Here is an 11,935-nt window from a genome sequence, read left to right as displayed (position 1 = left end):
TACCTTAAACCTCCAGGTCTCGATATCCTGGGTCGGTACATGACGATACGGAGGTGGCTTCAGCTTGCCTGGAATCGGTATTCCATGGGCAAGGCGGGCCTCGGCGCATGCACCGGTTGACCAGACCTGCGCACCATCGCAACCGCAAGGAAGGCGATCTCGTGCGCCGTCCCATCAAGGGCCTGCACGGTGGGCACCCGAAAGGGGCCGACCTGATGATACCGAGCCTTGATGTAGTTGCTGTCGGTGTCGATCATCTCGAGGACGTTCAGGTCTTGGGGCTCGTTGAGGCCGAACCCTACAAGGTTGCACGCACAGGCCAGTTTGATGAAGCCGTGGCCTAGGCGCCGTAGCTGGTCCTCGGTTTTGCCTGCCGATATCAGCGCAGCCTTCATGTAGAGCTCGATGCCGTGGTAGTACAGGTAGCGCGTGGGATCACCCGACCACCCGCCTACGCCCTTCAGTTCTCGAGCAAGAAGCTGTGCCCCTGCACGGTAGGCTTCCGCCTTGTTCAAGAAACCGATGGGTGTGGTGGCGGTAAACTGTTCGGTCACGACCAATCCCGGTCGACGTCTACATTCTCTACCTCTAGGTGAAGGGCCAGCGCCCCGATCGCCGGTATGACATCCGATTCGCAGGGACGCAGGTGGGAGCCGGTGCCGAGCGTCAACGCCTCAACAATATCGTCCTCGCCCATATCGGCATAAACCACCTCCTTCACCCTGGAGGACCCATCCAGGAGAACGAAAACGGGCAGCGGCTCACCCGGCGTCAATTCGTTGCGCCACCCGCAGTACAGTGTGGTGCAGTCGCTCCGTCTCCCGACGCGACCGAACGTCCGGCGCACGCGCTGGGCCACTCCCCAATCGGTAACCTGGTGCCAGAGGAGATCGCCGACTGGCAGGACCGGAGTCATACCGCTGCGAGGTACGCGACCTCTCGCCGCGATGCGGAATAGAAGTATGTCGCACGCCTCTCCAAGAGCGGAGGACAGTTGCCTCCAACGGTACCGCACGACCGCCTTGAAGGTTAAGGCGATAACTACCCTGCGGTCCTCACGGCCATAATCGTTCTCGAACAGCAGCGTTTCGAACAGCGGCCTTGTAAACAGTACGCGGTCCATTCTTCGTCCCAGCGGCTCATGTCGACTCTGGCTCATGGATCGAGGCTACGCGTCGACCCCGCTGCACGCAAACACTGACGAACTGTATCCCCAAGACGAAACGACCTCCTGGGCGGACAGCGGGAATCCTCCTCAAAATCGCGGTGGGGACGAGGACTTCCTGAATGTGCCGTGCTTGTACTGGTAATCGACGTGGTCGAGGAGCTGCCGGATCTCATGATGAAGGCGATCCTGATCAGTGGCATCATCACGGGCGATCTCAATCAAAAGGTTCGCAAGAACGGCTGCACCGCCGATGTTCCGCCCCCTGGCGTTGGGGCGTTGGGTCCGGCGCTTCTTGCCTTCGACCTCAACCGGACCGAGCGCTTCGGCGATGCGAAGCATGGCGTTTCTGATCCGGGTGTTACTGGCTCCGGTCTGCTGCTTGAGCTCAGCCGTCGCGAAGATCCTCTCGTCGCCGTGGGCCAGTGCCCCGAGGCGCGCCAGCACCAGAAGATCTCCCAAGGTGACATCGGGCTCGAACGCTGGTCGACGGGGCATGGCAGAACTCCAAGGCTGAAACGCACTTTAGCCTTGCCCATATTGCGAAACTGTTAGCCTCAGGCCACCAACACTCGACCGTAAGAGATGGCGAGTCGCCATGAAATGACGTCGACTTGCCGTTTTTGCCGTCCGGATATCCTCAGAGCACCATCTTTGTCACCAATTTGGCGGCGACTGAAAGTTTAGTTAGTCCAAACACCTGTGACTGCAGTGACGTGTTATATTGACGTCGACATGCCATCATCGAGCCATTGGGAGTGACTTTTTGCCAGCAGTGACTGGCCGATGATGGCGGCAACCCCGCACCCGGTTGTGGTGTCACGGCAAGTATCGCCGGCCTGCAGCACCTGTGCTTTGGCCAGATCCGACAGGCCTCAAAGCACTTCCGGCAAGTGCATCAAGCCTTGGAAGGGCTGGGAACTTACCTGGGCACCCTAAGCCGAGGATTCGCCGGGCCGTACCAATGCCTGGTTGGCACCCTGAGCCAATAGCTTTGCCGCAACGGGAGACGTGATCGTCTGTATCACCGCAAAAAAAACCGCCGGCACAGCCAGCCCGCTCGGCAGTCTCGAGGCGACAACGAGTGCTGCCGCAATGTTGAGTTCCTTCTTGCTAACGGTGAAAGAAGGCGATCTGCTCGTCCGGGTCGTTGGTAAACAACCTCGCGGTCAAACCGACCAGATAACCCGTCAGGCTCACGCAAAGCACCGCCGCCGCGGCGATGACGAGGGCGTAACATCCGTAGCCGAATGTCGTCCCGGCATTGGGCCGCACGTCGAGCAGCAGGAGCAGGTAACCGACCCCATTTCAATCACGGCGAGCGATGTGAGAAGCTCCTGAAAGTTGCCCTAGAAGCCTTGGGCAGAGAACTGGTCACACTTCGAAAGAGGTGAGGATTGGACAGGGCCCGCTTCCACGCCCTGCATAAGACGCGGCAAAAACCTCATCTTGACAGCGAATGATAAATCCATAATTTTGGATATATGGAATCAACACATGCAATCGAAGTCTTCGCTGCACTGTCGCAGTCGACCCGTCTGGATACCTTCCGCTTGCTCATGGAACACGAGCCTGAAGGTCTACCGGCAGGGGAAATCGCGCGCCGCCTAGAGGTGCCACAGAACACGATGTCGTCGCACCTGGGCGTACTAACCCGTGCCGGCCTGATCGAGTCCGAGCGTCACAGTCGTTCGATCGTTTATCGTGCCGTCGTTGATCGTGTTCGAGAGATTGCGAGCTTTCTGGTGCAAGACTGCTGCGGTGGTCGACCGGAGCTGTGCGAGCCGCTCGTCGCCGAGTTCACCCCTTGTTGCCCACCGAAGGAGTCGAGCCATGCCTGACCGCGTCTACAACGTCCTGTTCCTCTGCACCGGCAATTCCGCCCGTTCGATCTTGGGCGAGGCGATCCTCAACTATGTCGGGCAAGGCCGCTTCCAAGCATACTCCGCGGGCTCGATGCCCAAGGGGTCGGTTCATCCAATGACGCTGGAGACGTTGACCAAGGTCGGCATTCCCACCCATGGCCTTCGCTCGAAGGCTAGGGATGAGTTCGCCGCTGCGGATGCACCCAAGATGGATTTCATCTTCACGGTCTGCGACAACGCTGCCGGCGAAGTCTGCCCAATCTGGCCCGGTCAGCCGATGACCGCCCACTGGGGCATCGAAGACCCCGCCGCGGTTGACGGACCGGAGTTCAAGCAACGTGCCGCCTTCGATGATGCCATGCGCTATCTGCGCAACCGGATCGGCGCTTTCATCAACCTGCCGCTCGCCAGCATCGACCGCATGGCGCTGAACTCGAAGCTTGAAGGCATTGGCGCCCTGGACGGAACGACCACCAAGTCGTCCAAGGTCGCATGATCAGCTCGACCCCCATACCGGGGAACGATCCGAAGTTCCTCGCCGCTCTCACCGAAGCAAGGCTTCCCACCGACGATGTTGGTGATCCCGATCGGTCGTTCTTCCGCTTCGAGCAGGAGGGTCGACTCCTTGGTTTCGGCGGCTTCGAGCTCTACGGCGAGGACGCACTTCTTCGATCCGTTGTCGTGCCGCAGGAAAGCCGGGGCTCTGGCGCCGGGCGTACAGTAGCCGAGGGCATGCTTCGTGAGATCTCCAATGCCGGCGGCACGCGAGCGTACCTGCTGACCACCACGGCAGCCGACTTCTTCAAGCATCTTGGCTTCGAGGTCATCGACCGTGAGGACGCACCTTCCGCAATCCTCAGGACGCGCCAGGCCTCTTCCATCTGCTCATCCGCGTTAATGCTGTTCCGCGCCATCTAGGTTTCCCATGTCCATCTTCGAACGCTACCTGACCATTTGGGTCGCCATCTGCATCGTCGTTGGCATCGCCGCCGGCCACTTCTTCCCCGCCGTCTTCCAGGGTCTGGGATCCTTTGAGTACGCTCAGGTCAACATCCCTATGGCAGTGCTCATCTGGCTGATGGTCGTGCCCATGCTGGTCCGCATCGACTTCCTGAGCCTGCGGCAGGTCGGTTCCTACTGGCGCGGCATCGGCGTCACCGTCTTCATCAACTGGGCGATCAAGCCCTTCTCGATGGCGCTGCTGGGGTGGCTCTTCATCAGTTGGCTGTTTCGCCCGATGCTACCGGAGATGCAGATCGACAGCTACATCGCCGGCCTGATCATCCTGGCCGCGGCACCGTGCACCGCCATGGTGTTTGTCTGGTCCAACCTGGTCCGGGGCGAACCGCACTTCACCCTGTCTCAAGTCGCCCTGAACGACGCCATCATGGTCGTCGCCTTTGCCCCAATCGTCGGCCTGCTGCTAGGGCTATCGGCGATAACCGTTCCCTGGGACACGCTGCTGCTGTCGGTCGGCCTCTATATCGTCGTGCCCGTCATCGCCGCCCAGCTCTATCGTCGTTGGCTGCTTGCCAATGGCGGCATCGACGCCATGAACCGGGTGCTGGCCGTCCTGCAGCCGATTTCGATCGCGGCGCTGCTGCTGACACTTGTCATGCTCTTCGGCTTCCAGGGCGAGCAGATCATCGCCCAGCCCACGGTTATCCTGCTGTTGGCCGTGCCCATCCTGATCCAGGTCTACCTCAACTCGGGCTTGGCTTACTTCCTGAACAGGGTCTCCGGGGAGCAGCACTGCGTCGCCGGGCCCTCGGCACTGATTGGCGCTTCCAACTTCTTCGAACTCGCGGTTGCGGCTGCCATTGCCCTCTTCGGCTTCAACTCCGGGGCCGCGTTGGCCACCGTGGTTGGCGTGCTGGTCGAAGTGCCGGTGATGCTCTCGGTGGTATGGATCGTGAACCGCAGCAAGGGCTGGTACGAGCGCGGCGCAGCCGTTCGACACAACACAGAAACGAGGGCCGCCGAATGAGCGTCACCATCTACCACAACCCCGATTGCGGCACGTCCCGCAACACCTTGGCCATGATCCGTCAAAGCGGCGTCGAACCGACGGTGATCGAATACCTCAAGACGCCGCCAAGCCGCGAACGCATCTTGGAACTGGTCTCCGCCGCCGGCATCAGCCTGCGTGATGCCCTCCGCAAGAAGGATACCCCGTACGAGGAACTGGGCTTGGGTGACCCGGCCAAGACCGACGAGGACCTGCTCGAAGCCATAGAAGCGCAGCCGATCCTGCTCAACCGTCCGTTCGTGGAGACCCCGGTGGGCACCCGCCTCTGCCGGCCATCCGAAGTCGTGCTCGATATCCTCGAGAACCCCGATATCGGGCCGTTCACCAAGGAGGACGGCGAGGTCATCATCGATGCCGAAGGGAAGCGGCTTGTCTGACTTGCTAAACGTCCTGCCTGCAGCCTTCCAGGTTCCCGACTTCGGCCAGCTCGTCGCTCCTGCCCTCGACCACAAACCACGCATTCTGATGCTCTACGGGTCGCTGCGGGAACGCTCCTACAGCCGATTCCTGACCCTGGAAGCCGCACGCCTCCTTGAGGCATTCGGTGCCGAAGTCCGGATCTTCCACGCAAATGGCCTACCGCTGCCAAATGATGCTCCAGATACCCACCCCAAGGTGCAGGAACTGCGCGAGGCCATGCTGTGGTCTGAAGGCCAGGTTTGGACATCGCCGGAACGTCATGGCGCGATGAGCGCGGTGTTGAAGTCGCAGATCGACTGGATACCGCTCCCTGGCGGCGCCATTCGGCCCACGCAGGGTCGAACTCTGGCGGTCATGCAGGTGTCGGGTGGCTCCCAGTCCTTCAACGCCGTCAACCAAATGCGCATTCTCGGACGCTGGATGCGGATGGTGACCATCCCCAACCAGTCCTCGGTGGCAAAGGCCTTCCAAGAATTCGATGAGGACGGTCGCATGAAACCGTCATCCTACTACGATAGAGTCGTCGACGTTTGTGAAGAGCTGGTGAAGTTCACGCTCATCAACCGCGGCGTCGCCGGCTACCTGACCTCCCGCTACAGCGAGCGCAAAGAAGCCGCCGCCAAACTCGGGGAGCGGGTTGGCCTCAAGTCGATCTAGTGCAGCATGGCCGACATTGCCTCGTCGGTTCCGCTGTCCGGGAAGAGCTGGTTCATCACCGGCCTGGGTGTGGCCCAGATCGCCAGCTGGGGGTCGCTCTACTACAGCTTTCCACTTGTAGCGAAGGCCATGGAAGCGGATCTGGGCTGGAACAAGGCCCTAATCTACGGGGCGGCGACCGCCGGCGCGCTCCTGTCGGCCCTACTCGCCATACCGGTGGGCCAGGCGATAGATCGCGGGCATGGTCGCATAGTAATGACCGTGTCCTCGGTGATCGCGAGTGCCTTACTCATCCTGTGGGCGCTTACCGACAACGTCGTTCTCTTCTATGCAGCAGCCGGCGGGGTCGGTGCCCTTCAGGCAGCGACGCTCTACGAGCCTGCTTTCGCCGTGGTTGCACGACGGGCCGGCCCTTCGGGTGCGCGCGACGGCATAACCGCACTGACCCTATGGGGTGGTTTCGCCTCGACGGTCTTCGTGCCCCTGGTGCAATGGCTTATGGATCAGTTCGGGTGGCGCGGGGCCCTTGAGGTCCTGGCAGCTGTTAACCTCGTCCTATGCGCCTCGATCTATTGGCTGGTCATCGATCCCGCGCGGGATGCGACCGTGACGGAAGCCGCAGGGTCAAACGCATCTCGGTCGTACCTGAGGGAAGCGCTTGTCAATCCAACCTTCTGGTGGCTTGCTGTTTCTTTCACCGCATATGCCGCGACTTTTTCGACCCTGCTGCTGCACTTCTACCCCATGATGATCGAACGTGGCTTCAGCGAACACGCGGTGGTGGCGGCGATGTCGCTGATAGGACCGGCCCAGGTGGCCGGGCGCATCGCCATCATGGCTCTCGGGCGACAGGCATCGGGAAAGCGTATCGGATCGTTCGTCGTCATCTTCTTCCCTATCGCCATGGCGCTGTTCGCCTGGGCACCGGCCGAGTTCGTGGTCGTCGCGGCGACGGCGGTGATCTATGGAGCGGCGAACGGGATAATGACGATCCTACGAGGCATCGCTATACCCGAGATGGTATCGAAGGAGGCTTACGGGAGCATCAACGGCGCGCTGGTGGTCCCGATGAACGTCAGCAGGGCCGTTGCACCGCTGATGGCTGCCGCCCTCTGGACGGCTACCGGCGATTACTCCGGAACCATGATCGCCGTGCTGGCACTCTCGCTGCTGATGGTCGCCGCCTTCTGGCTGGCCGCTGCTTCCTCGGGGCGGTCAGGTCCGGCGAAAGACCGGTAACGTTCGACCCGCAGGAAACTTGACCGGCTAGAATGAGCGACCAGGGCACGACGTTCCGGTAGTTCGGAGCGGTACCGTCGGAACACCGACCAGATACCCCTGGGCTTCCACCATGGACCGGACCTCATCGACGTCCATCTCGGGACTGGTCGGAGGGTCATCGTGCCGCTCGCAAGCGACACTCCGACATATGCAGCACCCCAGCATCGTCACGACCGCGATCTCGATGACCGGAACGCAGCCATTCCCCAGCCATAGCGCCGCCCGCACCAGTTCAGGCATTTTGTTCTTGCTCCTCGGCGAAGTTGAATATGGGTGTTGACCTTCCAATCGTTGGAGGGTGCACAACATGGAAAACATCGATCGGAAGGAGCACGAGATGTCGACCATCGAACTCACCAACCCCGCCAAGAAGGCCGTGATACACCGTATGGTCATGCCGAGCCACACCTGCCCTTATGGGTTGAAAGCGATGGACCTGTTGAGGCGGTCCGGCTACGAGGTGGAGGACCACCATCTGACGACCCGCGAAGAGACCGACGCCTTCAAGGCCGAACACGACGTCAAGACGACGCCGCAGGTCTTCATCGATGGCCGGCGAATCGGCGGCTACGACGACACGCGTCGTTTTCTCGGCAAGACGGTTGTCGATCCGAGGGCCACCACCTATCGCCCAGTGGTCGTGCTGTTCGCGGTGACCGCGCTGATGGCCATGGCTGCCAGCTACGCGGTGAGCGGCAACCCCTTCACCCTGCGCGCTGCCGAATGGTTCATCAGCTTCTCCATGGTGGTGCTGGCCCTGCTCAAACTGCAGAACGTGGAGAGCTTCGCCACCATGTTCCTCAACTATGACCTCCTGGCCAAGCGGTGGGTGCCGTACAGCTACATATACCCCTATGCGGAGGGCATGGCCGGCGTGTTGATGGTGGCGGGTGCCCTGACCTGGTTGTCCGTGCCCATCGCTCTATTCGTCGGCACGGTGGGAGCGGCTTCCGTGTTCAAGGCGGTCTACATCGACAAGCGGGAGCTGAAGTGCGCCTGCGTCGGCGGGTCCAGCAACGTGCCGCTCGGGTTCGTTTCGCTGACCGAGAACCTGATGATGATCGCCATGGCCGTCTGGATGGGATTGGGAGCGATCGGTGCGGTCCCCTCGCCCCACATGATGTGAACGGAAGGGCGCACGGTCGCAAGCCGATCGTGTGTCGTTGTCCATGGACAGAGCAATCGGGGTGATCCGATCTGCGAAATTGCCGTATCCTGCATTGTGCCATGGTGAACAAAGGGACGAGGCGTGGAATGACGGCGGAAGAAGCGCACCAATCGATCTTCGATGCCCGTCTGCTGATGCGGTCCTGGTTCGCGGGTGCCGGATACCAGGCCTGGAAGCACGTGCAGGAAGCTGTCGCCCGCCTTGACCAAGTGGAGGCTAGGTTTCCGGACTTTCTGCCCGAGATAGACCTCATCCGTGAAGCTTTCCAACGTCTTCAGGATTGTTAATCCATCTGCAGCGGCCCGGCTGGCGTCAGTGCCACCCGGACCGCTCGAACGGCATCACTTCGACTTGGCTCGAACCAACGCTCAGACCTGGAAATCAACCTTCCCTGCCATGTCGAACTCGTAGACGTCGTCGCGGAAGCTAACGACGCCGCTTCGGTTCGCCCAGGCGGAGATATAGGTCGTGTGCAGCTCCGGGGGATTTCGCACCTCGACGTCCTTGCGTTCACCCGTGGCGAAGACGTTGCCGATCTCGGCGGTGCCCCAGTCGCCGTTGTCGCGCAACACCCAGCCGACGAAGTCCTGCACCTGGTCCACTCGGACGCAGCCCGAGGAATAGAAGCGGGCGTTCTCGCCGAACAGACCCTTGGTCGGCGTGTCGTGCAGATATACCGCATGCGGGTTGTGGAAGTTGATCTTCACGTTGCCCATCGAGTTCTGCGGACCGGGATCCTGCCGGAAACTGTAGTTGACCGCTTCCTCGGTCCGCCAGTCGATCTGGCTCGGTTGCAGCTCGTTGCCGCTGCCGTCGAAAATCCTGATCTTCTGCTCGGTCAGGTAGTTCGGGTTCTCGTTCATGTACTTGATGAGATCGCGACGGATGATCGAGACTGGCACGTTCCAATACGGGTTGAAGTTGATCTGGTGGATGCGACTCTTGAGGATCGGCGTCTGCCGGTCGATCCGGCCCACGACGGCGGTGTGTCGCCTCGCGACCATCCCTCCCTCCACCACCTCGATAAAGGCGGCAGGAATGTTGACCACCACGTAGCGGTCAGCAAGCGAAGACGCCATGTTCTGCACCCGCAGCAGGTTCAGGCGAAGTTGGTGCAGCCGGGTCTCCGCCGGAACGTTCAAGGCATACCAGGTGGCCTCGTCGACCTGGCCGGTGACACCGAGGCCGTGACGGGCTTGGAACCGGCGCAGGGCAGCGTCGGTAGCTGCGTCGAAGCTGCCGTCGACGTTCTCGACCATCGGCATGTCGCCGGAGGCGAGCAAACGTCGTTTGAGCTGCACCACCCCGTCCCGGTCGATGCCCATGGTCACCCCATAGGTCTCCTGGGGCACTTGCTCCCATCCACCCCGCGCCACGAACGGCTCGTACTGGGCGATGGCCATCTGGAGGTTGTTGGCGGTGTCGTAGCTCAGGATCGGCTCGACGGTGTCGATCGCCTGGATCGCGGCGGCGCTATTGGCCTCCCGTTCGGCGTCGCTCAGGGTGCGGTTTTGGTTCATCATGTCCCAGAGCGACTGCGCCCGGGCGGGCTGCGTCATGGGCAACGTGGCAGCCGCGCCCAATGGCAGCAGCCGCAGGAAATCTCTTCTCTTCATTTCGGTCTTCCGTGATCTGCATCGTTGGAGTTGCCGGCCCGGAGCCCGGGCCACAGCTTCAAACGATGCGAGGAGGACGGAAAAGATCGCTGAACACAGTTGCGACGGCAGCAATCGAATCGAGATGGAGGCCGTGGTCGAGCCTTGCAGCATAGGGTTCGTCTGCCCCTGCCGTTCCTTCAGGCACGCATAGTGCCACCGTGCAGCACCCTATGGCGTGAAGAGGCTCGTTGCCGCAGTCGTCGTGATGCTGGTGACCATAGGCGTCCACCACCACTGAACCGTCGAGCGCTACTGTCGCGTTCACCGGCATCGACAGGACCATGATCATGGCAGCGCACAATGCAGGCAGAAGCGCACGGGCGAGTTGAGCGATCGACATTGGTTTCCACGAACGGGGCATGGCCGGTTGAGGCATCCGCTTATCATGGAGAAATCGGGCGACAATGCGAAAGCCTGACGCAATGGCCGAGCGCTGAGGACCTCGCGATCACAGCCTCGCGCCGATGGCTTCCATCTGCTCGATCTCGCGGCGCTGCGCCTCGATGATCTCCGCGCACAAGGAGACGAGTTCCTGATCCTCGAGGTCGGCTTCGCGACACATGAGGATGGCTCCGGAATGATGCGGGATCATGCTGTCGACGAACTGGCGGTCGTCTATGAAGGCCTGGCTCCTCGTTCCCCAGAAGGACAGCACAGTGAGCAGAGCGAGGGCGACATAGAGAACGATGTTCATCCTGCGGTTCGGGAACATGCCCGGCATCGTCGCCAGCATGAATATGCCCATCGGCGCCCACATGGTCACGGCCATGTAGAACATGTTTACGTTGTTCCGGAAATCTGGCCACCCGTCGATCATCGAGAACATGACGACGTACATGACGATCAAGCCGAGGATCATGTTGATCCAGAACATGAGGTACGGACGCCCGTGCCCCTTGTGACCGCCTGCCCCATGGGTGGCATGACCTGGTCCCGAATGTTGAGCATGGTCTGTCATGGTCGTCTCCTCGATGCCTTGGTCAGGGTTTTGTCGGCTCTGCCGGGTGATGTCGGACCATCACCGCCTGCGGACGCCGGCGACGGTTTACCTTGCCACCGTAAAGGTTTCCACGGTGGCAAGGTCAATAGGTCATGGCCAACCGGCAGTGTGCCACGACGAGCAGCCCGGGCAGGGCGTTTCGACAAAACCGTGCGCCCGATCTGGCGCGATTTTCCCGGACAAATATCATTACGATCCTACGTTCATCTGCTGGCCAATAGTGGCAGGCAGGCGCAGCCATAGGAGGCGGAGATCGAGGCCAAGGCGTTCTGGGACAACGAAGCAGCGAATTTTGACCAGGCGGTCGACCACGGGCTGAAAGATCCACTGGTTCGCGACGGCTGGCGAAGACTGCTCGATCGGCTGCTGCCCGAGAGGCGCAGTGTGCTGGACGTGGGGTGCGGAACGGGAAGCCTGAGCCTACTGCTCGCGGAAGCAGGACATCAGGTTACGGGAATAGACTTCTCGCCCGCCATGATCCAGCGAGCCATCGAAAAGGCGCGGGACGCCGAGCTCCAAGTCGACTTCCTCGTAGGCGACGCGGCAAGGCCAACATTACCGAACGTAGGCGTGGACGTGATCCTGGGGCGGCACATTCTCTGGGCGATATCGGAAACGCCGCTGAACGTCGTGCTGGAGCGCTGGGCGGGTTGCCTGCGTTGGCGTCGCTCCCAGCGTTCTTGAATAGGTAT

The 11,935-nt window shown here is 61.2% G+C and carries 16 protein-coding genes; 11 read left to right on the top strand and 5 right to left on the bottom strand.

Translation table 11 applies throughout. The features are described from left to right. Positions 1 to 59 precede the first annotated feature (59 nt). Together JI748_RS03570 and JI748_RS03565 are read right to left on the bottom strand one after the other, a co-directional pair. Positions 60 to 554: a hypothetical protein gene (locus JI748_RS03570; protein ID WP_191772195.1), complete on the bottom strand. Its 495-nt coding sequence runs from the start codon at positions 552 to 554 to the stop codon at positions 60 to 62. Further along, positions 551 to 1,123, bottom strand: coding sequence for a hypothetical protein (locus JI748_RS03565; RefSeq protein ID WP_191772196.1), 573 nt, complete (start codon positions 1,121 to 1,123; stop codon positions 551 to 553). The genes JI748_RS03570 and JI748_RS03565 overlap by 4 nt, the downstream gene beginning before the upstream one ends. Positions 1,124 to 1,294: 171 nt before the next feature. Between JI748_RS03565 and JI748_RS03560 the strand changes: the two genes are divergently transcribed. The 10 genes from JI748_RS03560 to JI748_RS03515 all read left to right on the top strand — a co-directional run bounded on the left by JI748_RS03560 (position 1,295) and on the right by JI748_RS03515 (position 8,872). Further along, a complete protein-coding gene (locus JI748_RS03560) occupies positions 1,295 to 1,720 on the top strand; it encodes a hypothetical protein (protein ID WP_201635140.1) in 426 nt (141 codons plus the stop codon). A gap of 929 nt (positions 1,721 to 2,649) precedes the next feature. After that, positions 2,650 to 3,006 carry an ArsR/SmtB family transcription factor gene (locus tag JI748_RS03555; RefSeq protein WP_191772199.1) on the top strand — a complete coding sequence of 119 codons (357 nt, stop codon included), beginning with the start codon at positions 2,650 to 2,652 and terminating at the stop codon, positions 3,004 to 3,006. Further along, entirely contained in the window at positions 2,999 to 3,526 is a 528-nt protein-coding gene (locus JI748_RS03550) for an arsenate reductase ArsC (protein WP_201635138.1), read from the top strand. The genes JI748_RS03555 and JI748_RS03550 overlap by 8 nt, the downstream gene beginning before the upstream one ends. Beyond that, positions 3,523 to 3,948, top strand: a complete 426-nt coding sequence (arsN2, locus tag JI748_RS03545) for an arsenic resistance N-acetyltransferase ArsN2 (protein WP_201635136.1) — start codon at positions 3,523 to 3,525, stop codon at positions 3,946 to 3,948. Before JI748_RS03550 ends, arsN2 begins: the two co-directional genes overlap by 4 nt. A gap of 7 nt (positions 3,949 to 3,955) precedes the next feature. After that, a complete protein-coding gene (gene arsB / locus JI748_RS03540) occupies positions 3,956 to 5,017 on the top strand; it encodes an ACR3 family arsenite efflux transporter (RefSeq protein WP_201635134.1) in 1,062 nt (353 codons plus the stop codon). Further along, the gene (gene arsC / locus JI748_RS03535) at positions 5,014 to 5,436 is read left to right on the top strand and encodes an arsenate reductase (glutaredoxin) (RefSeq protein ID WP_201635132.1); all 423 of its coding nucleotides are present in this window, start codon (positions 5,014 to 5,016) and stop codon (positions 5,434 to 5,436) included. Before arsB ends, arsC begins: the two co-directional genes overlap by 4 nt. Next, complete coding sequence (arsH, locus tag JI748_RS03530; protein ID WP_201635130.1) at positions 5,411 to 6,136, top strand: arsenical resistance protein ArsH; 726 nt, start codon at positions 5,411 to 5,413, stop codon at positions 6,134 to 6,136. Before arsC ends, arsH begins: the two co-directional genes overlap by 26 nt. A gap of 6 nt (positions 6,137 to 6,142) precedes the next feature. Continuing rightward, positions 6,143 to 7,375, top strand: a complete 1,233-nt coding sequence (locus JI748_RS03525) for an MFS transporter (RefSeq protein ID WP_201635128.1) — start codon at positions 6,143 to 6,145, stop codon at positions 7,373 to 7,375. Positions 7,376 to 7,724: 349 nt separating this feature from the next. Beyond that, positions 7,725 to 8,543 carry a glutaredoxin family protein gene (locus tag JI748_RS03520; protein WP_233280605.1) on the top strand — a complete coding sequence of 273 codons (819 nt, stop codon included), beginning with the start codon at positions 7,725 to 7,727 and terminating at the stop codon, positions 8,541 to 8,543. A gap of 128 nt (positions 8,544 to 8,671) precedes the next feature. Continuing rightward, positions 8,672 to 8,872, top strand: coding sequence for a hypothetical protein (locus JI748_RS03515; protein WP_201635126.1), 201 nt, complete (start codon positions 8,672 to 8,674; stop codon positions 8,870 to 8,872). A gap of 81 nt (positions 8,873 to 8,953) precedes the next feature. Here JI748_RS03515 and JI748_RS03510 read toward each other — a convergent pair whose 3' ends face one another. The 3 genes from JI748_RS03510 to JI748_RS03500 form a co-directional block, all read right to left on the bottom strand. Continuing rightward, positions 8,954 to 10,201, bottom strand: coding sequence for a L,D-transpeptidase family protein (locus JI748_RS03510; RefSeq protein ID WP_201635124.1), 1,248 nt, complete (start codon positions 10,199 to 10,201; stop codon positions 8,954 to 8,956). 58 nt (positions 10,202 to 10,259) lie between these two features. Next, a complete protein-coding gene (locus JI748_RS03505; protein ID WP_201635121.1) occupies positions 10,260 to 10,583 on the bottom strand; it encodes a hypothetical protein in 324 nt (107 codons plus the stop codon). Between the two features lie 108 nt (positions 10,584 to 10,691). Then, on the bottom strand, positions 10,692 to 11,201 hold the full coding sequence (locus JI748_RS03500; protein WP_201635120.1) for a DUF305 domain-containing protein: 510 nt from the start codon (positions 11,199 to 11,201) through the stop codon (positions 10,692 to 10,694). Positions 11,202 to 11,495: 294 nt separating this feature from the next. Here JI748_RS03500 and JI748_RS17590 point away from each other — a divergent pair, with 294 nt between their 5' ends. Beyond that, on the top strand, positions 11,496 to 11,927 hold the full coding sequence (locus tag JI748_RS17590) for a class I SAM-dependent methyltransferase (protein ID WP_407644944.1): 432 nt from the start codon (positions 11,496 to 11,498) through the stop codon (positions 11,925 to 11,927). The last annotated feature ends 8 nt before the right edge of the window (positions 11,928 to 11,935 follow it).

The sequence above is a fragment of the Devosia rhizoryzae genome (genome assembly GCF_016698665.1).
Classification (GTDB): Bacteria; Pseudomonadota; Alphaproteobacteria; order Rhizobiales; family Devosiaceae; genus Devosia; species Devosia rhizoryzae.
Note: the sequence above shows the minus strand (reverse complement) of the source record. Positions and strands in the feature narration are given on the sequence as shown.

What these genes read in the sequence shown, in the direction of transcription:
- arsN2 (WP_201635136.1), top strand. Translation starts at nt 3,523, where the DNA reads ATGATCAGCTCGACCCCCATACCGGGGAACGATCCGAAGTTCCTCGCC.
- arsH (WP_201635130.1), top strand. Translation starts at nt 5,411, where the DNA reads ATGCCGAAGGGAAGCGGCTTGTCTGACTTGCTAAACGTCCTGCCTGCA.
- arsB (WP_201635134.1), top strand. Translation starts at nt 3,956, where the DNA reads ATGTCCATCTTCGAACGCTACCTGACCATTTGGGTCGCCATCTGCATC.
- JI748_RS03565 (WP_191772196.1), bottom strand. Translation starts at nt 1,123, where the DNA reads ATGGACCGCGTACTGTTTACAAGGCCGCTGTTCGAAACGCTGCTGTTC.
- JI748_RS03500 (WP_201635120.1), bottom strand. Translation starts at nt 11,201, where the DNA reads ATGACAGACCATGCTCAACATTCGGGACCAGGTCATGCCACCCATGGG.
- JI748_RS03525 (WP_201635128.1), top strand. Translation starts at nt 6,143, where the DNA reads ATGGCCGACATTGCCTCGTCGGTTCCGCTGTCCGGGAAGAGCTGGTTC.
- JI748_RS03555 (WP_191772199.1), top strand. Translation starts at nt 2,650, where the DNA reads ATGGAATCAACACATGCAATCGAAGTCTTCGCTGCACTGTCGCAGTCG.
- arsC (WP_201635132.1), top strand. Translation starts at nt 5,014, where the DNA reads ATGAGCGTCACCATCTACCACAACCCCGATTGCGGCACGTCCCGCAAC.
- JI748_RS03505 (WP_201635121.1), bottom strand. Translation starts at nt 10,583, where the DNA reads ATGTCGATCGCTCAACTCGCCCGTGCGCTTCTGCCTGCATTGTGCGCT.
- JI748_RS03510 (WP_201635124.1), bottom strand. Translation starts at nt 10,201, where the DNA reads ATGAAGAGAAGAGATTTCCTGCGGCTGCTGCCATTGGGCGCGGCTGCC.
- JI748_RS03520 (WP_233280605.1), top strand. Translation starts at nt 7,725, where the DNA reads ATGGAAAACATCGATCGGAAGGAGCACGAGATGTCGACCATCGAACTC.
- JI748_RS03550 (WP_201635138.1), top strand. Translation starts at nt 2,999, where the DNA reads ATGCCTGACCGCGTCTACAACGTCCTGTTCCTCTGCACCGGCAATTCC.
- JI748_RS03515 (WP_201635126.1), top strand. Translation starts at nt 8,672, where the DNA reads ATGACGGCGGAAGAAGCGCACCAATCGATCTTCGATGCCCGTCTGCTG.